At 68.1% G+C, this 20,702-nt stretch carries 23 protein-coding genes and 1 tRNA gene; 9 read left to right on the top strand and 15 right to left on the bottom strand.

Annotated features, from left to right (window positions below; genetic code table 11):
- Nucleotides 1–290 precede the first annotated feature (290 nt).
- Nucleotides 291–494 carry a DUF397 domain-containing protein gene (locus QSK26_RS37745; RefSeq protein ID WP_285780143.1) on the bottom strand — a complete coding sequence of 68 codons (204 nt, stop codon included), beginning with the start codon at nucleotides 492–494 and terminating at the stop codon, nucleotides 291–293.
- A gap of 16 nt (nucleotides 495–510) precedes the next feature.
- Nucleotides 511–1,362: a helix-turn-helix domain-containing protein gene (locus tag QSK26_RS37740; RefSeq protein ID WP_285780142.1), complete on the bottom strand. Its 852-nt coding sequence runs from the start codon at nucleotides 1,360–1,362 to the stop codon at nucleotides 511–513.
- A gap of 142 nt (nucleotides 1,363–1,504) precedes the next feature.
- Here QSK26_RS37740 and QSK26_RS37735 point away from each other — a divergent pair, with 142 nt between their 5' ends.
- From QSK26_RS37735 to QSK26_RS37725, 3 genes are read left to right on the top strand one after another with little or no spacing between them, the layout of a single operon-like run.
- Nucleotides 1,505–1,702 carry a hypothetical protein gene (locus QSK26_RS37735; RefSeq protein ID WP_285780141.1) on the top strand — a complete coding sequence of 66 codons (198 nt, stop codon included), beginning with the start codon at nucleotides 1,505–1,507 and terminating at the stop codon, nucleotides 1,700–1,702.
- Nucleotides 1,699–2,127 (top strand): ATP-binding protein, encoded by a 429-nt coding sequence (locus QSK26_RS37730; RefSeq protein WP_285780140.1) that lies wholly within the window; start codon nucleotides 1,699–1,701, stop codon nucleotides 2,125–2,127. The genes QSK26_RS37735 and QSK26_RS37730 overlap by 4 nt, the downstream gene beginning before the upstream one ends.
- A gap of 35 nt (nucleotides 2,128–2,162) precedes the next feature.
- Complete coding sequence (locus QSK26_RS37725) at nucleotides 2,163–2,444, top strand: hypothetical protein (protein WP_285780139.1); 282 nt, start codon at nucleotides 2,163–2,165, stop codon at nucleotides 2,442–2,444.
- Nucleotides 2,445–2,495: 51 nt separating this feature from the next.
- Here the strand turns inward: QSK26_RS37725 and QSK26_RS37720 are convergent, their stop codons facing one another.
- From QSK26_RS37720 to QSK26_RS37710, 3 genes are all read right to left on the bottom strand, one after another.
- Nucleotides 2,496–2,792: a transcriptional regulator gene (locus QSK26_RS37720; protein WP_285780138.1), complete on the bottom strand. Its 297-nt coding sequence runs from the start codon at nucleotides 2,790–2,792 to the stop codon at nucleotides 2,496–2,498.
- Nucleotides 2,789–3,199, bottom strand: a complete 411-nt coding sequence (locus tag QSK26_RS37715; protein WP_285780137.1) for a hypothetical protein — start codon at nucleotides 3,197–3,199, stop codon at nucleotides 2,789–2,791. The genes QSK26_RS37720 and QSK26_RS37715 overlap by 4 nt, the downstream gene beginning before the upstream one ends.
- Before the next feature lie 155 nt (nucleotides 3,200–3,354).
- Nucleotides 3,355–3,819 (bottom strand): hypothetical protein, encoded by a 465-nt coding sequence (locus QSK26_RS37710; protein WP_285780136.1) that lies wholly within the window; start codon nucleotides 3,817–3,819, stop codon nucleotides 3,355–3,357.
- On the opposite strand from QSK26_RS37710, the gene QSK26_RS37705 reads away from it, so the two are divergent.
- The 4 genes from QSK26_RS37705 (at nucleotide 3,818) to QSK26_RS37690 (ending at nucleotide 5,591) form a co-directional block, all read left to right on the top strand.
- Nucleotides 3,818–4,126 carry a hypothetical protein gene (locus QSK26_RS37705; protein ID WP_285780135.1) on the top strand — a complete coding sequence of 103 codons (309 nt, stop codon included), beginning with the start codon at nucleotides 3,818–3,820 and terminating at the stop codon, nucleotides 4,124–4,126. The genes QSK26_RS37710 and QSK26_RS37705 overlap by 2 nt on opposite strands.
- Nucleotides 4,127–4,525: 399 nt before the next feature.
- Entirely contained in the window at nucleotides 4,526–4,780 is a 255-nt protein-coding gene (locus tag QSK26_RS37700; RefSeq protein ID WP_285780134.1) for a hypothetical protein, read from the top strand.
- Nucleotides 4,780–5,400 (top strand): hypothetical protein, encoded by a 621-nt coding sequence (locus QSK26_RS37695; RefSeq protein ID WP_285780133.1) that lies wholly within the window; start codon nucleotides 4,780–4,782, stop codon nucleotides 5,398–5,400. The genes QSK26_RS37700 and QSK26_RS37695 overlap by 1 nt, the downstream gene beginning before the upstream one ends.
- Nucleotides 5,397–5,591 (top strand): hypothetical protein, encoded by a 195-nt coding sequence (locus tag QSK26_RS37690; protein ID WP_285780132.1) that lies wholly within the window; start codon nucleotides 5,397–5,399, stop codon nucleotides 5,589–5,591. Before QSK26_RS37695 ends, QSK26_RS37690 begins: the two co-directional genes overlap by 4 nt.
- Before the next feature lie 37 nt (nucleotides 5,592–5,628).
- Here QSK26_RS37690 and QSK26_RS37685 read toward each other — a convergent pair whose 3' ends face one another.
- The 5 genes from QSK26_RS37685 to QSK26_RS37665 form a co-directional block, all read right to left on the bottom strand.
- Nucleotides 5,629–6,756, bottom strand: coding sequence for a hypothetical protein (locus tag QSK26_RS37685; protein WP_285780131.1), 1,128 nt, complete (start codon nucleotides 6,754–6,756; stop codon nucleotides 5,629–5,631).
- An 11-nt stretch (nucleotides 6,757–6,767) separates the two neighbouring features.
- Nucleotides 6,768–8,801 (bottom strand): methyltransferase, FxLD system, encoded by a 2,034-nt coding sequence (fxlM, locus tag QSK26_RS37680; protein ID WP_285780130.1) that lies wholly within the window; start codon nucleotides 8,799–8,801, stop codon nucleotides 6,768–6,770.
- Between the two features lie 20 nt (nucleotides 8,802–8,821).
- Complete coding sequence (locus QSK26_RS37675; protein WP_285780129.1) at nucleotides 8,822–9,892, bottom strand: lanthionine synthetase C family protein; 1,071 nt, start codon at nucleotides 9,890–9,892, stop codon at nucleotides 8,822–8,824.
- Nucleotides 9,889–11,919 (bottom strand): lantibiotic dehydratase family protein, encoded by a 2,031-nt coding sequence (locus QSK26_RS37670; RefSeq protein ID WP_285780128.1) that lies wholly within the window; start codon nucleotides 11,917–11,919, stop codon nucleotides 9,889–9,891. Before QSK26_RS37670 ends, QSK26_RS37675 begins: the two co-directional genes overlap by 4 nt.
- Before the next feature lie 77 nt (nucleotides 11,920–11,996).
- Nucleotides 11,997–12,173, bottom strand: coding sequence for an FxLD family lanthipeptide (locus QSK26_RS37665; protein ID WP_285780127.1), 177 nt, complete (start codon nucleotides 12,171–12,173; stop codon nucleotides 11,997–11,999).
- 278 nt (nucleotides 12,174–12,451) lie between these two features.
- On the opposite strand from QSK26_RS37665, the gene QSK26_RS37660 reads away from it, so the two are divergent.
- Complete coding sequence (locus tag QSK26_RS37660) at nucleotides 12,452–13,219, top strand: GntR family transcriptional regulator (protein WP_285780126.1); 768 nt, start codon at nucleotides 12,452–12,454, stop codon at nucleotides 13,217–13,219.
- A gap of 291 nt (nucleotides 13,220–13,510) precedes the next feature.
- On the opposite strand, the gene QSK26_RS37655 is transcribed toward QSK26_RS37660, so the two are convergent.
- On the bottom strand, nucleotides 13,511–13,996 hold the full coding sequence (locus tag QSK26_RS37655) for an HAD family hydrolase (RefSeq protein WP_285780125.1): 486 nt from the start codon (nucleotides 13,994–13,996) through the stop codon (nucleotides 13,511–13,513).
- 158 nt (nucleotides 13,997–14,154) lie between these two features.
- Here QSK26_RS37655 and QSK26_RS37650 point away from each other — a divergent pair, with 158 nt between their 5' ends.
- Nucleotides 14,155–14,769, top strand: coding sequence for a hypothetical protein (locus tag QSK26_RS37650; RefSeq protein ID WP_285780124.1), 615 nt, complete (start codon nucleotides 14,155–14,157; stop codon nucleotides 14,767–14,769).
- 33 nt (nucleotides 14,770–14,802) lie between these two features.
- Here the strand turns inward: QSK26_RS37650 and QSK26_RS37645 are convergent.
- The 4 genes from QSK26_RS37645 to gyrB all read right to left on the bottom strand — a co-directional run bounded on the left by QSK26_RS37645 (nucleotide 14,803) and on the right by gyrB (nucleotide 20,375).
- Nucleotides 14,803–14,876: transfer RNA gene (locus QSK26_RS37645), tRNA-Ile, on the bottom strand.
- Nucleotides 14,877–15,023: 147 nt separating this feature from the next.
- Nucleotides 15,024–15,584 (bottom strand): DUF3566 domain-containing protein, encoded by a 561-nt coding sequence (locus tag QSK26_RS37640; protein WP_285780123.1) that lies wholly within the window; start codon nucleotides 15,582–15,584, stop codon nucleotides 15,024–15,026.
- A 255-nt stretch (nucleotides 15,585–15,839) separates the two neighbouring features.
- On the bottom strand, nucleotides 15,840–18,401 hold the full coding sequence (gyrA, locus tag QSK26_RS37635) for a DNA gyrase subunit A (protein ID WP_285780122.1): 2,562 nt from the start codon (nucleotides 18,399–18,401) through the stop codon (nucleotides 15,840–15,842).
- A 30-nt stretch (nucleotides 18,402–18,431) separates the two neighbouring features.
- Nucleotides 18,432–20,375: a DNA topoisomerase (ATP-hydrolyzing) subunit B gene (gene gyrB, locus QSK26_RS37630; RefSeq protein ID WP_285780121.1), complete on the bottom strand. Its 1,944-nt coding sequence runs from the start codon at nucleotides 20,373–20,375 to the stop codon at nucleotides 18,432–18,434.
- Nucleotides 20,376–20,702 lie beyond the last annotated feature (327 nt).

Raw genomic sequence — 20,702 nt, 5'->3', positions numbered from 1 at the left:
CTCTTCTACCGGGGGCTCCACGTCTGTTTCCGGCCTTCGGCAACTCCTCCCGATAGGCCCGGAACGTCGCCACCGGCGTCCAAGAAATCCCAATTGCCCCGAACTATTTCGCTGAGATCACCTCACTGTGCCGCGCTAGCGCGAGACGGCCAACCGGTCATGGAGAAGCAATCAGCGAGGGGCTCGCATCAGCTGTGCTCTCGCGCCTATTCTGTATCGTGGGCAAGTTCCGTAAACAAGACGGGCCCCCGGATGCTCCCGGGTGCCCGTCTGTTTTACCTCACTTGCGGTTAGTCGAATTCGCCGTCCTTGATACCCCCGATGAACGCAGCCCACTCGGCCGCGGTGAATCGCAGCATGGGGCCGGTCGGGTTCTTGGAATCCCGTACGGCTCGCCCCCCGCCAGGCGACTTTGCCACCTCGACACAGTTCTGCCCTTGCGCCGAACTGCGGGTGGACTTACGCCAGGTGAGGTCGGACTGGGTAAGGTCCATGTCTTCGCCTTTTCGCTTACTTCAGATGTTTGACTAGCTCATTAATGTACGCCACCGAGGCGGACGCGCTCAGCGCCGATGCTCGCAGGTGACTGTAGTCCTGCCGGTACTGGGCAACATCTTCGGGCTTCTCCAGGAAAAGATCGCCAGCGGTACCAACCTCCACGTAGACAATGCTGGGGTCCTCCTGCGCCGCATAGTCGAGGATCATGAACGAGCCCGTCATCGACACATGCGCCCCCACGGCATCCGGGAGGATCTGGATGCCCACATTCGGGCGCTCGGCCATCTGGCACAGGTGGTGGAGCTGTGCTCGCATCACCGCGATGCCGCCCACGTGCTTGCGAAGCGCGGCCTCATCGATCACCGCCCAGAGAGTCGGCGGATCTTCGCGCTCCAACACCCGCTGCCGGGCTATACGCGCCTCAACGTGGCGCTGTACATCGGAGTCGCCGAGTACCTGCCCGCCTCGGAAGACCGCGGCTGCGTACGCCTCCGTCTGGAGAAGTCCGGGGATCAGGATGGTCTCGAACGCGTTGATCTCTGCTGCCTCCCACTCCAGGCCCACCAAGGCGCCGCCCAGAATGCCTTTGAACTCCTCCTCCCACCAGCCGCGCTTGCGGGCCTCTCGGGCCAGGGTGATGACGGCGTTCCTGGTGGCCTCGTCAGCGATCTCGTACAGATCGAGTAGGTCCATGACGTCGCCGACGCTGGGCAGCTTCCACTCGTTGCGCTCGATCCTGGTCACCTTGCTCGCGGTCCACTTCAGGCGGCGGGCTACCTCCTTGGAATCGAGGCCAGTGGCCAGCCGGAACTGCAGCAGAGCGTTGGACAGGCGTCTCCTGCGCACCGTCGGACTGTAGGCCATCGGCTCCTCCTCCTGTTGGGACGCCGGCCCCAATCCGGCGCAATCCACACTTCTCGGTATTGCAAAATTAGGTATTGCCAACATGGGTCTTTGAGGACACCATGAGGTTAACCCCGTTCCCCTGCCGCGCGTTGGGAAGACGATGACTATCACGCACCCGAGCCGGGCCGACGAAGTACGCGAAGCCTGCCCCGGCTGGCTGATCTGGCACCTGGGCCCGCGCTGGTGGGCCATGCACAAACAGACCGCCGTGGCCATAGCAGCCGACAGCATCGAGGACCTTCACCAGGCCCTCGACCTCGCGGCCAAGCTGCCCGCCACCTCGGGACTGATCACGTGACCTCGACGGTCTGGTGGGGTGCAGCGGACCCCGCCACAGCAGCCTGGTCTGCTCCCGCCGATCCCACGGCCGTAGGCGAGGCCCGCCACCTCGTCGCCCAATTCCTCACCATGTGGCACCTGGAGGAGTTACACACGGAGGTCACGACCACCGTGAGCGAGCTGGTGACCAACGCCGTCTTACACGGCTGCGCCCCCATCGCGGTAACCATGATCCGCAGCGGCCGGTTCCTGCGGGTCCAGGTGGCCGACAGCAGCCCGGCCTGGAACCTGCCTGCCGGGACAGCCACCCTCGAAGACGAGGGCGGGCGGGGCCTGCAAATTGTCGAGGCATACACACATGAGTGGGGCGTGAAGCCCGAGCTGGACGGCGGAAAGACCGTCTGGGCCCAGTGGGACATCCCGCCCCCCAGGCCGGCGACATGACGGCTACTCCCGCCACCACTCGAAGCGCTGAGCAGTTGACCGAACACGAACTGCTCGTCCGCGCAGCGCTGGCCGATCCGCAGGGGTTCCGTCTGTCGGATCGCGCAATCCAGGAGGCCCGGCGCGTCGGCATCTCTCTGCGTACCGCGCGCCACTCCATCCTGCTCCAGGCATGGGAGCGGACTGCCGGCCGGGACGAGCTCGTCGCCGCCGCAATCGCAGCGTCTCCTGGCCTGTGGGAGCAGAACACCCGCCTGATTTTGCCGGTGAGTAGCAGCAGCGTTTGCTGGTTAGTTTGGACAGCACTTGAGGGCTGATCCGGCACGGCGTGTCGGTGAGAAGTAGCAGCACCCCAGAGGCTCGAACAGCTACACGCCCTCGACCATCTTGCGGAGTGCTGCGCAGTGGGTGGCGAAGGCCGCCCGCCCTTCGCCGGTGATGCTGAGCCAAGTGCGGGGGCGTTTGCCGACGTATCCCTTGGTGGCTTTCACGTAGCCGGCGGCCTCCAGGATGGTGACCTGTTTCGAGAGCGCGGAAGTTTCGATCTCGACGAGGTCGCGGATGTAGCGGAACTCGGCCTTCTCCGCCGCGGCGAGAGCCGCGACGATCGCGAAACGGACCGGCGAGTGGATGACTTCGTCGAGCTGGTGGCGCGGATGGCTCATCGCCGGACCTCGACGTAGGCGCCGATGAGCCCGGGAAGGGCCACCACGAGCGCGCCGGGAAGCCACCAGGCGAGGTTGCCTCCGAACCACGTAGTTCCGGGAAACAGGACCGCCAGGTAGAGGGCCGTCCAGCTACCGATGATCAAAAGGTGGCGCCGGGTGAATCCGGCCCTGGTCACCGGCTGCTTGAACGCATAGACCGACAATGCTGTGAGCGCCGGGGCCCAGATGGCCATCGAGGCGATGGCGCCCACGGGACCTGGATTCAGACCGATCACGAGCACCACGAAGAACGCGGCGACGCTGTAGAGGACGAGAAACCGCACGTACCACAGCGAGCGTTGACGGACCTTCGCGCCCAGTCCGTCCGCATGAGCGAGTGCCGCGGCCGCATCACGTTTCATCATGGGTTCAATCTAGACAACTAGTTGCCAATCTTGCAACTAGTTGCCGAGAGTGCATGCAACAGCTTGTGGCGGATTGCGCGATCTTGTCACCCGCTGGCGCCATCAGTGCAGTGCTCTTCCTCGACGCTGTGACGATGGCCGCTGCTCGTCTCGCGTCAAGATCGTTCGTCCTCGCTTCGCTGCGGGCGCTGCATCTTGACCCGCTCCTCCCGGCGGCGGACCAGGGCGTTGTCGAGGAAGGGCAGGAGAAGGGGGGTTAGCCGCAATGCCGGAAAGTTAAGGGTGGTAGCGGATGTGTCCAGGGGTTTGGCCGATCCTGGGGACGTGAGAACGGAGATCCAGTAGATCGCCCCCTGGAGCACGCTCGACCACCCGGCCATCACCGGCGCCGGTGACAGCCAGATCGGCACGCTCATCGAGGAGACTCGCCGCCAGACCGAAGCCGTTCTCGCCACCCGGGACGCCGACGCGCGCGCGATCATCGAGATGCTCGCGGCCGACCTCGTCGCCGAGCGCACCGGCCAGCGTGTGCCCCTCACCGTGACACCCAATGTGAGCACGAACGGTGTCACGCACGGAGTCACGACACCGGTCACGAAGCGGGGCACGTCGCCGACCATGGCGGAGATCATCTCGGCGTGCGCGCGAAGCCTACGCGTTCGCGACAAGGTGACTGAGGACGTGAACACGGAGTCGGTCACACCGCCTGACCCGCCCCACGCCGACGCGCCGAAGACCAAGGTGATGCGGGACTTCTGGGAAGCCCGGCGGCAGCTGGGTGACTACCCGACAGTGACCGACCTTGCCAACCGGGCGGGTGCCGACCACTCTCAGGCGTCGCGGCTGCGTAAGGAGCTGGTCTCCGCGCTGCCTCCTGGGGAACGGCGTAAGGCGGCGGCGGCTTCCGGTCGGCGGAGGCCGGCATGACCTCGTTGGCGCTCGTGTACGGCATGCCGGTGCCCGCTTCTGCAGCGTGCCCGGGCCGGGCCAGCGCTCAGCCGCCCCACAGCGCGACAGGCACGACCTTCCAGCGGCCGAGGCCCGGCTTCAGCCGGTCGGGCGCGTCAACGCCCGGTACGGACCTGCGGCACCCGACCGCCACGGTGGCGGCCGGCGCGGCGCGCAGGCTCCCCCGCGGGCGTTCCGTACGCGCCCAGTCCTGCAGGCGGGCCGGCGGTCTGGGCCGCGACCGCGCCGCAGAGGCGCCACATACCCACGCCGTGCGGTCAGGCCGCTCCACTGGTCGTGCTCTGCGGCGTGCTGGCCGGGTGATCGGTGAGCGCCCGGTAGCCTCAACGCCCTCATCGCCTCTAGACAGGTGGAAGCATGAGCACCCCCACGAACGGCATCGCCGACGTGGCCACCGCGTCCGGCCTGCCCGACGACCACCGGATCAGGGACCTGGAGGGCGTGTCCTGGCACCTCTTCAGACCCCCAGAAACGGCGAACCCACCGGTCGGCACGATCGGCGACCTGAAGACCCGCACCGACGCGGACCTCAAGATCCCAGGGTTCGCCGCCGGTCGCCTCGCCAAGCTGAAGGCGGCGCTGATCGCCGCGAGCAACGGAGGAACCTCCTGATGAGCCGCTCCTACTACCGCCCCGTCCCGGACGGGGCGGTGCCCCTCACCATCTGGCACGACGAGCTCGATGAGGACTCGCGTCACTGGCTCGTCATGGCCACTCGCGATGTCGAGAAGTTGCACCCGGCTACGATGACGCACCTGCACGAGGACAGGGTGACCACCCTCGCCCTGCTGCCGCCGGTCGCACCGGGAACGGTGGAGGCCGCCGTCCAGGCCGTCGCCCGCTGGTCCGTGGCCTGGCGGGTGACCCCGACGTGGCGGCCCGAACCCGCCCACGTCCGCGTGCAGGAGATCGCCCGACAGGAACGCGAGGTCGAGTTGCTGGCCGAGGCCTCCGAGATCGCCCAGGGCTGGAAGCACGTCAGCATCACCTCGCCGCCCCGGCCCGGCCCCGCCGACAGGGAAGCGTTCGCGGCCGACGTCGACGTGCGGCAACGCATCTACAGGGCGGCGACCCGCACCGGCATGATGCGACGCCTGTCCAAGCACAGAGACCGGACCGTCGTAGCCTTCGGCCACCACGAGCACAACCCGGTCGATGCCGTGGTGGTGTTCCTCGCCGAGGTCGAGCAGTTCCTCCCTGCCGGGTGGACAATCGGGGGCGACGGCCGATGACGTACTACATCGACGACCCGGCTGTGGACTCCACGGCCAACCGGCTGGTGTTCGATCTCGACCCGGTCGCGTCCGCCTTGGCCGGGCGGGAGCTCTGCATCGGCACCTGCTGGTGCGGCGCGATGCCGACCACCCCGCCGTGGGCCGCCGGATCAGGCGGCGCCGACCAGCTCCAAACAGGGCGCGGGTGATCCCCTTCGACTGAGACGCCCGGCGCGCGGTGCGGCGTCACGCAGGGTCGCTCTGGAGCGCGGGCGTGCCGAGCAGGGTGCGCAGGCTGTCCTCGCCTTGACTGATTGCGGCGGTGAGGGCATCCAGGTGAGTTGCTGGGAGGTGTCCGGCGCCGAACCCCGAGGCGGTGAGCACGCCAGCGACTTCCTGCTCCTGCTGTGGGGTCATGCGGGAGCGCATCCCGTGGTGCCCGAGGACGTTTCGGGCAGCGTAGGCGTCCGAGCAGGCCACGCCGATGACGGCGGACCGCAGGGTGAAGTCGTGTGGGGTGGGCCGGTCGGCAGTCAGGTCGAGCACGGTCAGGCCGAGCCGAGTCCGGAACGCTGCGGTCATCGGTTCAGGATCGGCGATCAACGTGAGTGCTTTCCGCGCCGCATGGTCTAGTTCGTCTTGTGATGCCGCCGAGGCCGGAGGACGGCAGTAGATGCGCAAGATGGCGGCGACGGCGTTCTCCCAGGGCTCTGCGGGGACGCTGGAGTCGATCATGGCGGCGGCTTTCTGCGGCCGGTCCTGTTCCACCAGCGACATGATCGTGATCTGGCGGCCGTCGAGAAGTCGCTGACCAACGCCGCGGTGCGCGGCCATGGATTCGGCTGCCTCAGTCCAACGGCCAACGCTCGCGAGGGCTCTGGCGCCGTCGACCAGCAGAGTAACCCACAGCTCCGTGCAGATCTTACGGTGGTCTGCGACGGTCCGGATCAACGGCGACAGGTCGACGTCGTGATCGCGGATTACGGTGGCGCCGCGTTGCTCGGCGGCCCGGTACAGCTGCTGAAGCACCGTGAAGGCGGCGGTGCCGTCCCCTTCGCGGATCAGGAGCCGGGCGATGTTCACCAGCGGCATCAGTGACATCACGGCAATGTCCTGGCCGAGGCCCTCGGCCTCGGCGAAGATCTTGTACTGCCGCCAGCACAGTTCGGCGGCCAGGTCGGGCATTCCACTGTCGGAGGCGATGAGGGCGGCGAAGTTGAGGACACCGCTTGCGCGGGCCACCCGCTGAGAGTGGCCCGCGCCGGGCGTTTCGACGGTCAGCGCGGTGAGCTCTGCAATGCGCCTCTCCAGTGGAAACCCGGGAGGCTTGGGCCGGCAGACCAGCGGGATACGGGCGGCGATCGCAGGATTCACGCTGCTCCCTTCTACGGCCAGTCGATGACCAGGCGGCTGTTGGGCTTGTCGATGATGAAGCGTGAGTCAGCGGCCTTCAGCAAGTCGCGGGCGTCGCCGACGGCCATGCGGAAGCTCGGCTCGGGCCCGTCGTGGCCCCAGCCCCGATGCCAGTCGATGATCCCGGTGGCGACCTGGTCGGCGATGGAGGCGCCGCGTGTACCGTGGCCGATGACGCCGAGTTCCCAGAACCTGCTCTGCTCGTCCTCACCTTCACGGACGGTCAAGTACGCCAAGCTGTCGCCATCGAGTGCGGCCATCGATCCCCATGCGAAGTGGGGGGTGAAGCCGGGGCGAGAGCCGGGCATACGAGACAGACCGTTGGGCAGGATCGCGGCGAGGTAGAGGTACACCCATTCGAAGGGGTTGCCCTGGCGGAAGTTCACCCCGGTGTAGATCTTGGTGGGTGACTGGTCGAGGACGGTGCGGATCGCGTCGCGGTCCACGTCCTGTTCGCTGAAGGTCTCCAGGTGGACGTTCCCTTCGCCGGCCATGGGGACGCGGGTGTAGATGTCGTCGCAGACGCCCTTGCGGAGGGGGACGAACGTTGCCATCTCACACGAGACGGTTCTCCAGGTGTTGCCGTCGCGCTCGAAAGCGAAGGAACGGGAGATGCTGCCGCGGATCCTCATCGGGATGACGAGGCGGCCGTCCGGGGCCAGTTGATCCAGGACGGGCAGGGGGATGTCCCCGGCGCCCACGGTGAATTGGATCCGGTCGAACGGGGCGTGCTCGGGGAGCCCGGCCGCGCCATCGGCCAGCATCGCGGTGACGTTCGACGCTCCGGCATCCGCGAGGTTCTTCTGGGCGCGGTCCACGAGGTCTTGGTCGACGTCGACAGTCCATACGTGACCCTGGGGAGCGACGAGTCGGGAGAGAAGCGCGGCGTTGTAGCCAGTGGCGGCTCCGGCTTCCAAAACCTTATGGTCGGGCCTCGCGTCCAGTTGCTCAAGCTGGAGGGCGACGATCGAGGGCGCGGAAATACACGAGATCATTTCGCCGGATTCGTCGTGTTTGATGGGCACGGCGTCTTCGGCGTATGCCGCTTGCAGGGCTACGCCTGGAAGGAAACGGTGCCGTTCGACGGCCTGGAACGCGGCGATGACGTCGGGGGCGTGCAGGTGGCCGCCTTCGATGAGGCGGGTCACGTACGCCTCTCGCAGGTCGGCGGGGTCGGCGGCGGTCATAGTGGTCTCCATTGGGGTGAGGGTAGGGGTCGGCGAGGTGGAGCGGCGGGTGGACACGTCGGCTGATGCCCATTCGGTGAAGGCGGCTTGAGTGCCGAGCCATGCGGTTGCGGCCTGCTGTTCGGCGGGGATTCCGGCGCGGTTGAACGCAAAGATCGCGTGGTGGGTGAGTGTGGCGCGTAGGCCCCGCGTCAGCCGTCCTTCGGCGGCCAGTCGCCTGAGCCGTAGTCCAGCCTCCTCGAACGCGGTCGCGCGTACCGTCCAGCCCGGCTCGGCGTCCGGCCTTTGGGCTGCGTCGGCGTTCATCAGACGCCTCATCGCGCTGATCGCCCGGTCGAGGGACCGGCCGGTGGGCGGGGTGACGGGTGGCCGTAGGTCGCCGAGTTTCGCCCAGACGTCGCCGATCTCGAACGGATCCATGCCGGCCGCGCGGTTCATCGCAGACAGCAGTAGGACGCAGCGTTCCCGAGCTCTCGGGCTGCCGGTTCCGGCCAGAGCGGCTGGGCTGTCGGCGCAGAACACGTCATGGGCGACCGCCATCGCCTCGGGGCCGCCGAAGGCGTGAACCTCGGGCTCGTAGATTCCGCCGACCCAGCCGGCCACGATGTGGTCGGTGGCGAGCTGGTTGAGCAGGTCCGCCGCGGGCTGCTCGGTGCGGAGGCGGAGGCCGCTGTCCTTGCGAAGGAAGTGGAAACGGCGGCCGGACAGCGCGGCCGACAGCGCCCCAGCCGCGTCCGGTGTTAATCCGGCGTCGTGGAATGTGACGGTGGCGTGCCACCAGCTCATGTCGGTGGTGATCGAGAGATGCTCGTCGTCCACGTAGGACTCCCTATCGCGGGTTAGGTGATCAGTAGGGCTCTGGTCCAGCCGGTCGTGTTCGTGCCGTCCAACGCCAGATGCGCGCCGGCGCGGCCTTCCATGAATCCGGGCTTCGGTAGCCGGTCCAGGTCGGCGGCCAGGCGTCCAGCGAGGTCTTCGATGAGCGGCGCGAACCGGTCCGGTGCGGGGCTGTCGACGGCTACGGCGCGGGCGACGACCAGCAGACCGGCCAAGCCGTGGCACAGCGTGGCGTCGGTGATCCGGCCGATACCAGCCGGGTCGGTCAGCGCGCCCATGATGGTGTTCTCCGCGCCGTGCTGGCGGGCGGGGTCGTGGAGTGCGAGCGCGGCCAGCTGCTGGGCGCGGGCGATGCCGGGCTGGCCGTAGCACCAGGACGGTCGTGCGGGCAGCGGTTCAAGTGGGCCGGCCGTGGTCAGCTCGCCGAGAGTGACCCAGTAGCGGCATCCGTAGCTGTCCAACCAGCCCGCGAACACCTCGATCGCGTCACGCTGCCCCGGCACCTGGACACCATGGCGGGCGGCGAGGGACAGGATCGCCAGGGGGCCGGCGATGCCGTGCGCGAGACCGTTGTTCCCGTGGCCCCCGAGTATCTCCTCATGCCCGGGGCCGTCCATCGACCACCACCCGGGCAGAGTCCTGCCACCAACGTCGACCGGCTGTGCCAGCGACACGAGGTGAGTCAGCACCTGTTCGAGCAGCGGCGGCGGCTCTGCCCGGGTCAAGAGCAGCGCGGCCAGCCCGGTAAGCCCGCGGATGAGATCGAACTCCGCGAGGCGCGGCAGCGCCCCGGACGCCTGCCGTCGGCGTGCTGCCTCAAGTCGAGTGGTCACAAGGCGGTCGACGACGTCCCGAACCCCGTTGTCGGCACGTCCGGCACGGCCGAGCACGAACTCAAGCGCCGGGGCACCGTGGAACAGCGATGCGTTGCCGCCGACGCTGACGCCACTTGCGACCGCCTGCCTCAGGGTGACACGGGCAGAGGTAAGATCTCCGCGTTCGATGCACAGCAGCGCCACTCCGAGCAGGCCTTCGGACAGGTCCTGCGTCCTGGGCGGAGCCGGCGCGTTCATGAGCGTGCCTTGAGCGGGATGACGAGGCTGTGGGCCCGTCCGCCGATCCAGCCGTCGGCGTCCGGCGGTGGCGCGTCGTGGAGGACCGCGACACCGGTACGGCTGGCACCGAGGTGGGCGCGCAGGAGATCCAGGTGCATGTCCTGGCGTAGATCGAGCGGCAGGTGCTGATCGTCCTCGGCCAGGAGCACACGGTCCGGCACCCTGAACCGGCCCATCCAGGCGCGCAGCCGGTCGGCCCACTCGTCCAACGTGGCGGCGCGGCCGGGCAGGTCCCGGGCCCGGACCTTCCAGCGTGCTGCGGTCAGGATCGACCGCCGGTAGGTCAGCGTGGGGAGGAACGGGAGGATCCAGGCGGCGCCCCAGTCGAACCATGTCACCTGGGCGGTGTGGGCGCGGCTGATCTCGGCGAGGAACCGGGCCAGGGGCGGCGTGTAGTTGTTCCACACGAAGTTGAGCGCGGTCGGCGCGAACAGCTCCAGACGCTTCCCAGTGGCTGCCTCGGCCAGATAGAGACGGCCGTCACGGACTCCGACAGCCAGATCAGACGGGACCAGCACGCCCTTGCCGGGGTGCCGGAACTCGCCGACGCTGACCAGACGGGGCAGCACCTGCGGGGCGCGGGTGAGCTGGTCGGCGTGGACGCGGCCGGCGTGGAAGGACAACTGGGCCAGCTCGGCGCCGGGCTCCACCGTGGGCAGGCCGGCGTACGCGGTGCCGGTGTGGGGGAACAGGTACCAGAACCGGCCCGTCATCGAACCGGCAGCGCGGGAGACGGTGACCACCCGGAGACGAAAGTCTCCGCGGTCCAGAGCCCGAATCGAGTCCGCTTGAAGTTGCGCGCACAGTTCGACATGGGGCGGGGTGACCGCCGGCTGCCCCGTACCTTCAAGGCGTTCGATCATCTCCTCGGACAGGGCCACGGACCGGCCGGGCTCGACAGCTGCGGTGCCGGCTATCTCCAGCAGGAACCGGTCCCGCAGGGCCATCGGGCGAGGAGGTTCGGCCAACTGGGCAAATCCTTCAGGGAGGCCCAGCCCTCTGTCTGGGTCGATGACGAATTCAAGCGGTACCTCGGCGCCGTCGCCGTAACGTTCAGTGAACCGGTCGGCGTAGCGGCGCCATGCCGGCGTTCCCGCCGGATGCATGGCGAGCCGGGTCAAGACCGTAGCGGCTGTCTCCGCCTCGATGAGCACCGTTTCTGGCAGCCGCACTGTGGCGTCCAGCCGCAGATCCGCCGCCGAGCCGGCGCGGGTGGCCGTCCGCAGGGCTGGGGGCAGCGGGTCAACCGGATTGATGACGGTGGCGGGAGCGCGCAGCGACGACCGCAGCAGCCGCACCCGCAGGAGCTCGGCCAGGAGCCCGGTCCGCTGGTGGCCGAGCGTGCTGGGGAACGCGGCGGCGAGCTTGTCGCCCAGCTCCGCATACCGGATCGGCGATCGAGCCACGTCGAGCACCAGCATGAGCGCGGGCGTCAGCGCGAGGGAGAACTCCGAGGCTCCCTCGGACGGGACGTTGACGCGGCCACCCTGCCGGCGTGCCAGGGTGTTGACGCAGACTTCGACGTCGGTCATCAGTTGGCCGTCCGCTTCCCACTTTGTGACCGCCGCGTCCAGCGCTACCGGGTCGGGCCGGGTGGCGGCCTGGTGCTGGTCCCCGAACCACACGTCGGCCCCGCCGCCCAGCTCGACCAGCGTGACACCAGCGAACAGACCGAACGGGGTGGACCGGCGGGCGTACCTGATCGTGTACCGGGCGGTGGCCAGTGCCGTCCGGCGTACCCGACGCGGCTTCACCGATCGCCCGTCAAGGACCGCCTGGATCTGGCGGGCAAGGTCTGGGCTGGCGATGGACACCGCCTCCTGGAAGGCGTCGTCCGCCCACACCGACTCCAGCCATGAGCGCCAGCGTTCGACCGGCGCCGCAGGCCCCGGCCAGGGCGGCATGCCCGGCCCGGCGACGTTGACTGCGGCGCGCAGCATCATGCCGCCGGCATCTCGGTACAGGCTGCGCCGCAAGCGCGTCATCGCTGCACCTCCGTCCTTGGCAGAAGGGGGTACGGGCCGGGGAGCCAGCCCACCGGCCCGCGGGGGTCAGGCTGCCCCTACGAGGTGGGGCAGGCGCTCGGGCATGAGGTTCCGCAGTTGTCGCCGGTGCTGCACATCAGCACCGTGTCGGCCGCCGGGGTGTTCTCGATGAAGGTGATGTCGAGCTGGAACGGGTCAGCGACGTCCACGGTGGCGGGCTCGTGGTTGGCCGTAATGGTGGTGGGGCTGAGCATGGGGTGTACTCCTTCACTTTGACGGGGCTATCCCTGTGATTGAGGCGTGACGGTCGAAGAGTGGCTGGTCGTCGCTGACCGAAGCCTGGGAGTCTTTCCGACTGCCGGGCGGGGCGATCATGTCGATGCCGTATCGCGTGTCGCCGATTCACCACCCGGGCTAATCGCTTACTCTGGTCATTCACCCGGGTCGAGGAAGTAGATGCTACATACTTCATAGACCGGCTCAGGGTGTGGGTCAACGAGTACGTAGTACATAGCGCCGATAGGGTTAGGTCATGACGACCCCAGCGCGCCGGTACCGTGATGTGGCGGCCACCCTCAGACAGGCGATCAACAACGGCGTCTACCCGCGTGGCTCCCTCCTGCCGAACGAGGACCAGCTTGCCGCCGAACTGGACGTCAACCGGGCCACAGTCAATAAGGCCCTGAATATCCTCAAGTCCGAGGGGCTGCTGCGCGTGCATATGGGCGTCGGCACCTACGTCCACGAGTTGCCGACGATCCTGCGCGATGCGGCCGTACGACACAGCCGCGCCCACCGCGAGCGGGGCGGACTGCGCGGCTCGCTCGCGAGCGAGCTCGATCAACTCGGCTACGCGCTGGACTCCGACAACACCATCGGCCCCGGCAGACCCCCTGCGGACGTCGCGGACGTGCTCGGCGTTGACTCCGACTCCGACAGCGTGATTGTGCGCGCCCGCCGCATGCGCGCCCAGGGCGTGCCTATCCAGATCGTCACCAGCTACATTCCGCGCGAGATCGCCGACGGTACCCCCATCGCCGAGCGTGACTCCGGCGTCGGCGGGATCAGCAGCCGCCTGGCCGATCTCGGCTACGCCCAGGCCGAGATCGAGGAGAACCTGCGGGTACGGCCGCCCACCCCGGACGAGGCGCGGTTCCTGCGCATGACCCCAGACCAGCGGGTGATCGAGATTTTCCATATCGGCTGGACCGCAACCAACCGAGCCGTCAAGATCAACGTCTACATCCTGCCCAGCTACCAGTGGAACCTCCGTTACCGCTACCCGGCCGATCCGGTCTGATGTGCGCTCTCTTGCGCTGCCGTGCGGATTAGCCGCGCCGCGCTTACCCGTGATTCCCCGACCGTGGTCACCAGGTGGCATCCATAGTGCGCGGAGGGCGCCAGGTAGGGACGCACGCCGAGCGCCTGCTCTGCCGGGGCCAGCTCGTTGCCTCTCCAGTTCTTGGCTCCTGGAGGGCCAGAACATCGAGTTCCTCCTTGGCCAGCATGGCGAGCTGGTCGTTGAGGCGAGTAGCGTCCGCCGTGCTCGTTTCTCCGGCCAAGTTGTATGACCCCACCCGCAGGATGCCCATCAATGACCTCCTTTGATCAGCGCGGGCAGGGCCGCGACGCCGGCGATCAGGTGGGCGCCCGGTGGAAGGCCCTCGCCCCGGGCCAGCCCGTTGGGGCGCACGAGGGCGGCGGCCATCCCGGCTTCCATCGGCGCGATCACATCGCAGTGGACGTTGTCACCGACGAACAGCACCTGCTCGGGCGGCGCTTCGGCCGCGGCGAGCACGAGCCGGTAGAACAGCGCGGCTGGTTTCCGGACTCCGAGCGGGTAGGAGAGCAGCGCGACCTGGAAGAGGTCGTCGATGCCGGCCTCCTGGAGAGCGGGCCACCGGGTCTCGCACGGCAGGGTGTTGGATGCCAGGATCAGGCGCAGCCCGTAGTCGTCGTGCAGGGTGCGCAAGGCGGTGGCCGCTGCCGGATCGACCGGTTTCTGCCCGAGTATGTGGTCGATCATGTCGGTCGAGATCGTGGACCCGTAGTCGATGGCAATGACAGAACAACGCACGTGACCCCCTTGGGTCGGTGGGAATGGGGGACGTCCTGCTGGCGAGCGAAAAGCAGCCTCCGGCGGCGGACAATCGGGAATGCCGGGGCTCATACCGGTACCTCTTCCTGAGCCCGGAGGGTGCGCACTACCAGCGGGGCAACTTCGGCGGACGGGTCATGCGGCCGGCAGCCGATGGGCAGTGGCCGGCGCGTACGGGCGCGTCCGCGCGCCCGGCACGGCCGGTGCTCGTCGACACCGCGGTGTACGGCGCGGCGCCCGCACGCGGCCGGCGGCAGGTCGTCGAGGGCGAGATGATGTGGCCGGGCCGGCCGGTGTCGTGGCCCTGGCCGCGTGCGGTCGCAGGCGAGCCCTTCGTGCCACCGACGGGCCGCGGGCGGCCGGACTGGCTGTCATGGCCGGACGGGGAACGGCCGCACCTGGCGAGCTGGCTCCCGGTCCTGCCGGGCCTGACCCCGCACGGGCTGCGGCACGGGCACCAGACGTGGCTCGACGACGCGCGTACCCACAAGGCGCTCACCGTCGAGCGGATGGGGCACGAGGACCGCAGCATGTCCGGGATCTATGGGCACGTGACGGACGGGATGCGCGAGGAGCTGACCGCCTATCTCCAAGTGCTGTGGGAGAGCGCGGTGGCAGCCCGGTTCACAATCCATCCGCATTCGAGCATCCCGATCCTGGACGCGGAGCTGGCGAAGTGGCGGGAGGGGAACGTCAGCATGATCGTCTCCCAGATTTCTCCCCAGGCACGAAAAAGGGCCGCCTCGCAGTGATCGAGACGACCCGTTTTTGCTGGTCAAACTAGGTGGGGCTACCAGGACTTGAACCTGGGACCTCTTCCTTATCAGGGAAGCGCTCTAACCGTCTGAGCTATAGCCCCGCATCGCTCGGGCGCACTGAGGTTATCGCATCCAGTGGGGTGGAGGCGAATCCGGCGGCCGAACGAGGTAAAGCTTACCGCCTTCGGCGGGTGGTTGCGTCTTGTATGTGGGCGTCGTCCCCCGGTTGGGCGGGGGACGACGGCGGCTTACTCGGCCTCGCTGAAGGTCACTTCGACGCCGCCGACGATGTCGGAGGTGACGTTGTAGATGACCGCGCCCAGGGTGGACAGGGCGGTGATGAGGACCACGTTGATGGCGCCGATCAGGGCGGTGAAGCCCAGGATGCGGACCGGGTCGAACCAGGACGACGCGTCGATCGCGTTGGCGACCTCGCCGTCGGGGTTGGTGAGCGTGTTGATCGTCTGTACGACGGAGTCGAAGACGCCCAGGGTGCTCAGCACGCCGTACAGGACGGCGACCGCGACGAAGAGGATCACGAAGCAGACCAGGGAGACCACGAAGCTGAACTTCATGGCCGACCAGGGCTCGATGCGGCGGAGGACCAGGTGGGCCTTGCGCGGGGCGCGGACGGACGACGCCGGCCTCTTCGACCCGGAGGGGCGGTTGAGGTCGGGCGAGGCGTCCCTGCCGCTGTCGAAGCCGAGCGCGGAGCTCGCGCCACCGCCCGTCAGGCCGTTGCCGGGGGAGTCGCCTGTGGGACGGATCCGGACCAGCGGCTCACCTGGTCTGTCGTTGGTTGTGGTCACCTTCGGCCCATCCTTGGTGTCTCTCACCCGGGCATCGGGCTCAGGCCCGCGACGGTCGGCCTCTGGCGTGTTCTCATTGGCCTTGTCCAGCTTTTCCGTGACATGGTTACGGCTGGGCGAGGCGGCCGCGGGCGGCTTGCGCTTGGCAGGCCCTCCGGTGCCACCGGTGCCCGAGTCGGCGCCGGACCTGGCGGAGGACGGCCCCGGCTTGGCCGGACCCCCTCCACCCCCGGGCTTCGCCTGGGCGCTCATGGATTACTCTCCTCCCCGGGTGTCAGCACCGTCCGCAGCCTCCAGCGGCTCGGCGCTTTCCAGTGACTCGGTGGTCTCCAGCGACTCGGTGGTCTCCAGCGACTCGGCGTTCCGGGCAAGGGCGACGACACTGTCACCCTGTGCGAGATTCATCAGGCGCACTCCCATGGTCTGGCGGCCGGATTGCTTGACCTCCCCCGCGCTCGTCCGGATCACGCCGCCCACCGACGTGATCGCGAAGATCTCGTCTTCAGGCCGCACCATGACGGCACCCACCAGCTTGCCACGTGCGCTGACGATTTTGGCAGTCAGCACACCCTTTCCACCCCGTCCCTGTACCGGATACTGCTCGGCCGGTGTGCGTTTCGCATACCCGCCCTCAGTGGCGACCAACACGTCTTGCCCCTCTCCTGCCACGTTCATGGCGAGGAGTTCGTCTCCGTCGATGAACCGCATGCCGATGACGCCGCTGGTGGCGCGGCCCATCGGGCGCAGGGCCTCGTCGGAGGCGGTGAAGCGGATGGACATGGCGCCCTTGGAGACAAGGAGCAGGTCGTCGTCCTCCGACACCAGCCGGGCGGCGATCACCTCGTCGTCCTCGCGCAGGTTGATCGCGATCAGGCCGCCGGACCGCGGCGAGTCGTACTCGCTCAGCCGGGTCTTCTTCACCAGCCCGCTGCGGGTGGCGAGCACCAGGTAGGGGGCGACGTCGTAGTCGCGGAGGTCGAGCACCTCCCTGACCACCTCGTCGGGCTGCATGGCGAGCAGGTTGGCGAGGTGCTGGCCGCGCGCGTCCCGGCCGGCGTCGGGCAGCTCGTAGGCCTTGACCCGGTAGACCCGGCCCTTGTTCGTGAAGAACAGCAGCCAGTGGTGGGTGGTGGTGACGAAGAAGTGGTCGACGATGTCGTCCTGGCGGAGCTGCGCGCCGCGCACGCCCTTGCCGCCGCGCTTCTGGGCGCGGTACAGGTCGGTGTTGGTGCGCTTGGCGTAGCCGCCGCGGGTGATCGTGACGACCATGTCCTCTTCGGCGATCAGGTCCTCGATGGACATGTCGCCGTCGTAGGCGATGATCTCGGTCTTCCGCTCGTCGCCGAACTTGCCGGCGATCTCGCGCAGCTCGTCGCCGACGATCTGGCGCTGCCGGGACTCCGACGACAGGATGTCGTTGTAGTCGGCGATCTGCGCCATCAGGCCGTCGAACTCGTCCTGGATCTGCTGCCGCTCCAGGGCGGCCAGCTTGCGCAGCTGCATGTCCAGGATGGCCTGCGCCTGGATCTCGTCGATCTCCAGCAGGCTCATCAGGCCCTGCTGGGCCGCCGCCGCCGACTCCGACCCGCGGATGAGCTGGATCACGTCGTCCAGCCGGTCCAGGGCCTTGAGCAGGCCGCGCAGGATGTGCGCCCGCTCCTCGGCCTTGCGCAGCAGGTAACGGGTGCGCCGGATGACGACCTCGACCTGGTGCGCCACGTAGTACCGGACGAACTGGTCGATCCGCAGCGTCCGCGGCACGCCGTCGACCAGGGCCAGCATGTTGGCGCCGAACGTGGTCTGCAGCTGGGTGTGCTTGTACAGGTTGTTCAGCACGACCTTGGCGACCGCGTCGCGCTTGAGCACGATGACCAGCCGCTGCCCGCTGCGCTGGGACGACTCGTCGCGCACGTCGGCGATCCCGGTGACCCTGCCGTCCTTCACCAGGTCGGCGATGGTCAACGCAAGATTGTCGGGATTCACCTGGTACGGCAGCGCGGTGACGACCAGGCACTGCCGGCCCTTCGCGTCCTCCTCGACCTCGACGATGGCGCGCATCGTGATCGAGCCGCGGCCGGTGCGGTAGGCGTCGTCGATGCCCCGCTTGCCGACGATCAGGGCGCCGGTGGGGAAGTCGGGACCCTTGACCCGGGCGATCAGCGCTTCGAGGAGCTCCTCGTCGCTCGCCTCCGGGTTCTCCAGGCACCACTGGACACCCTGGGCGACCTCGCGCAGGTTGTGCGGCGGGATGTTGGTCGCCATACCGACCGCGATCCCGCCCGAGCCGTTGACCAGCAGGTTGGGGAAGCGTGAGGGCAGGACGACCGGCTCCTGGGAGCGCCCGTCGTAGTTCGGCTGGAAGTCGACGGTGTCCTTGTCGATGTCGCGCAGCATCTCCATGGCGATCTGCGCGAGCCTGGACTCGGTGTACCGCATCGCCGCCGCCGGGTCGTTGCCCGGGGAGCCGAAGTTGCCCTGCCCGTCGACGAGCGGGTAGCGCAGCGACCACGGCTGCGCCAGCCGTACCAGGGTGTCGTAGATCGACGTGTCGCCGTGCGGGTGGTACGAGCCCATGACGTCGCCGACGACGCGCGAGCACTTGAAGTACCCGCGGTCGGGGCGGTAGCCGCCGTCGTACATCGCGTAGAGGACGCGGCGGTGGACCGGCTTCAGACCGTCCCGGACATCGGGCAGCGCGCGGGACACGATGACCGACATCGCGTAGTCCATGTAACTGCGCTGCATCTCGGACTGGATGTCGACCGGTTCGATGCGGTCCGTGGGCGGTCCGGGCGGTGTGGTGTTCACTTCCGTCACGAGTGATTGTTCCTTTGCGAGTTCAGCGAGTTACACGTCGAGGAAGCGAACGTCCCTGGCGTTCCGGATGATGAAGGATCTGCGCGCCTCGACATCCTCGCCCATCAGGACGCTGAACAGCTCGTCGGCCTGCGCGGCGTCGTCGAGCGTCACCTGCAGGAGCAGGCGGGTGTCGGGGTTCATCGTGGTCTCCCACAGCTGGTTGGCGTTCATCTCGCCGAGACCCTTGAAGCGCTGCACGTTGTCACGCGGGCGCGGGTCGGGCTTGCCCGACGCGATGCCGGCCTCGATGACGGCGTCGCGCTCGCGGTCGGAGTAGGCGTACGACGCGTCCTCGCCCTTGCGGTCCCACTTGATCTTGTAGAGCGGCGGCTGGGAGAGGTAGACGTGACCCGCCTCGATCAGCGGCCGCATGAAACGGAAGAGCAGCGTGAGCAGCAGCGTGGTGATGTGCTGGCCGTCGACGTCGGCGTCCGCCATCAGGATGATCTTGTGATACCGCAGCTTCGAGATGTCGAACTCGTCGTGCACCCCGGTGCCCAGCGCGGTGATCAGAGCCTGGACCTCGGTGTTCTTGAGGACCTTGTCGATCCGGGCCTTCTCGACGTTGAGGATCTTGCCGCGGATGGGCAGGATGGCCTGGAACTTCGGATCCCGGCCGCCCTTGGCCGAGCCGCCCGCCGAGTCGCCCTCGACGATGTAGAGCTCGCACTTCTCCGGCTCGGTCCACTGGCAGTCGGCCAGCTTGCCCGGCAGGCCGGAGCCGGCCTCCAGCAGCGACTTGCGGCGGGTCAGGTCGCGCGCCTGACGTGCCGCGATCCGCGCCCGGGACGCCTGGAGGGACTTGTTGATGATCTCTTTGGCCTCGCCCGGGTTACGCTCGAACCAGTCGCGCAGCGAGTCGTTGCACGCCTTCTGCACGAACGACTTGGCCTCGGTGTTGCCGAGCTTGGTCTTGGTCTGCCCCTCGAACTGCGGGTCGGTCAGCTTCACCGAGATGATCGCGGTGAGCCCCTCGCGGACGTCCTCACCGGTGAGGTTGTCGTCCTTGCCCTCCTTGAGGAACTTCTGCTCGCGCGCGTAGCGGTTGACGATGGTGGTCAGCGCCGCGCGGAAGCCCTCCTCGTGGGTGCCGCCCTCCGCCGTGTTGATCGTGTTGGCGAAGGTGTAGACCGACTCGCTGTAGGAGCTGTTCCACTGCATGGCGATCTCGACCGAGATGCCCTCGCCCTGCGACTCGAAGTCGATGACCGTGCCGTGCACGGCCTCCTTCTTCGAGTTGATGTGCCGGACGAAGTCGGAGATGCCGCCCTCGTAGTGATAGGTCTCGACATGCGGCTCGCCGTTGACGTGGTCGGGACGCTCGTCGCGGATGCTGATGGTCAGGCCCTTGTTGAGGAAGGCCATCTCCTGAAAGCGGCGGGACAGCGTCTCGAAGTTCCACGTCGTGGTCTCGAAGATGGTGCCGTCGGCCCAGAAGGTGATGCTGGTGCCGTGCTCCGAGGTCGGCTCGCCCTGCTCCAGCGGGGCCAGCGGCCGGGAGTGGTCGTACTGCTGCCGCCACACGTGACCGTCGGTGCGCACCACGACGTCGACCCTCGTGGACAGCGCGTTCACCACGGAGACGCCGACGCCGTGCAGGCCGCCGGAGACCGCGTAGGACTTGCTGTCGAACTTGCCGCCCGCGTGCAGGGCCGTGAGCACGACCTCGACCGCGGAGCGACCCTCACCGGGCACGATGCCGACGGGGATGCCACGGCCGTTGTCGACGACCCTGACGCCGTTGTCGGCCAGCAGCGTGATCTCGATGGTGTCGCAGTATCCGGCCAGGGCCTCGTCGACGGAGTTGTCCACAACCTCGTAGACAAGATGGTGAAGACCGCGCTCGCCGGTCGAGCCGATATACATACCCGGGCGCTTGCGGACCGCCTCAAGCCCTTCGAGTACGGTGATTGAGCTAGCGTCGTAGGACAAGTGCCAAATCCTCCTGCCGCGGACACGCGGCGGGGCGCCCGATCTTGAGCTGCCCCGCCCTGCCCGTCACCGTCGTGAGTGCCCCGATGCGCTCACCCGGGGGAATCGGCTGTGTAGGCCGGGGGTGACACGCAAGTGGACGTGTCCGGAATCCGGTTTCATTCTACCGGTCCTGAGCGCCCAATAGGGCATTGACGGCCGCTGTGATGCCCTGTCGAGCGTTTACCCCTCGGTCAAGAGTCCCCCCACGGGCGCGGGGGTCGTCGCCGTAGACGCCGCGCTGGCCGATTCCGCCCGCCTGTGCCCCAACCGGTTCCCGTGCCCCCA

The organism is Microtetraspora sp. NBRC 13810 (genome assembly GCF_030268685.1).
Classification (GTDB): domain Bacteria; phylum Actinomycetota; class Actinomycetes; order Streptosporangiales; family Streptosporangiaceae; genus BSRQ01.
This window is presented reverse-complemented; position numbering and strand designations above follow the sequence as displayed.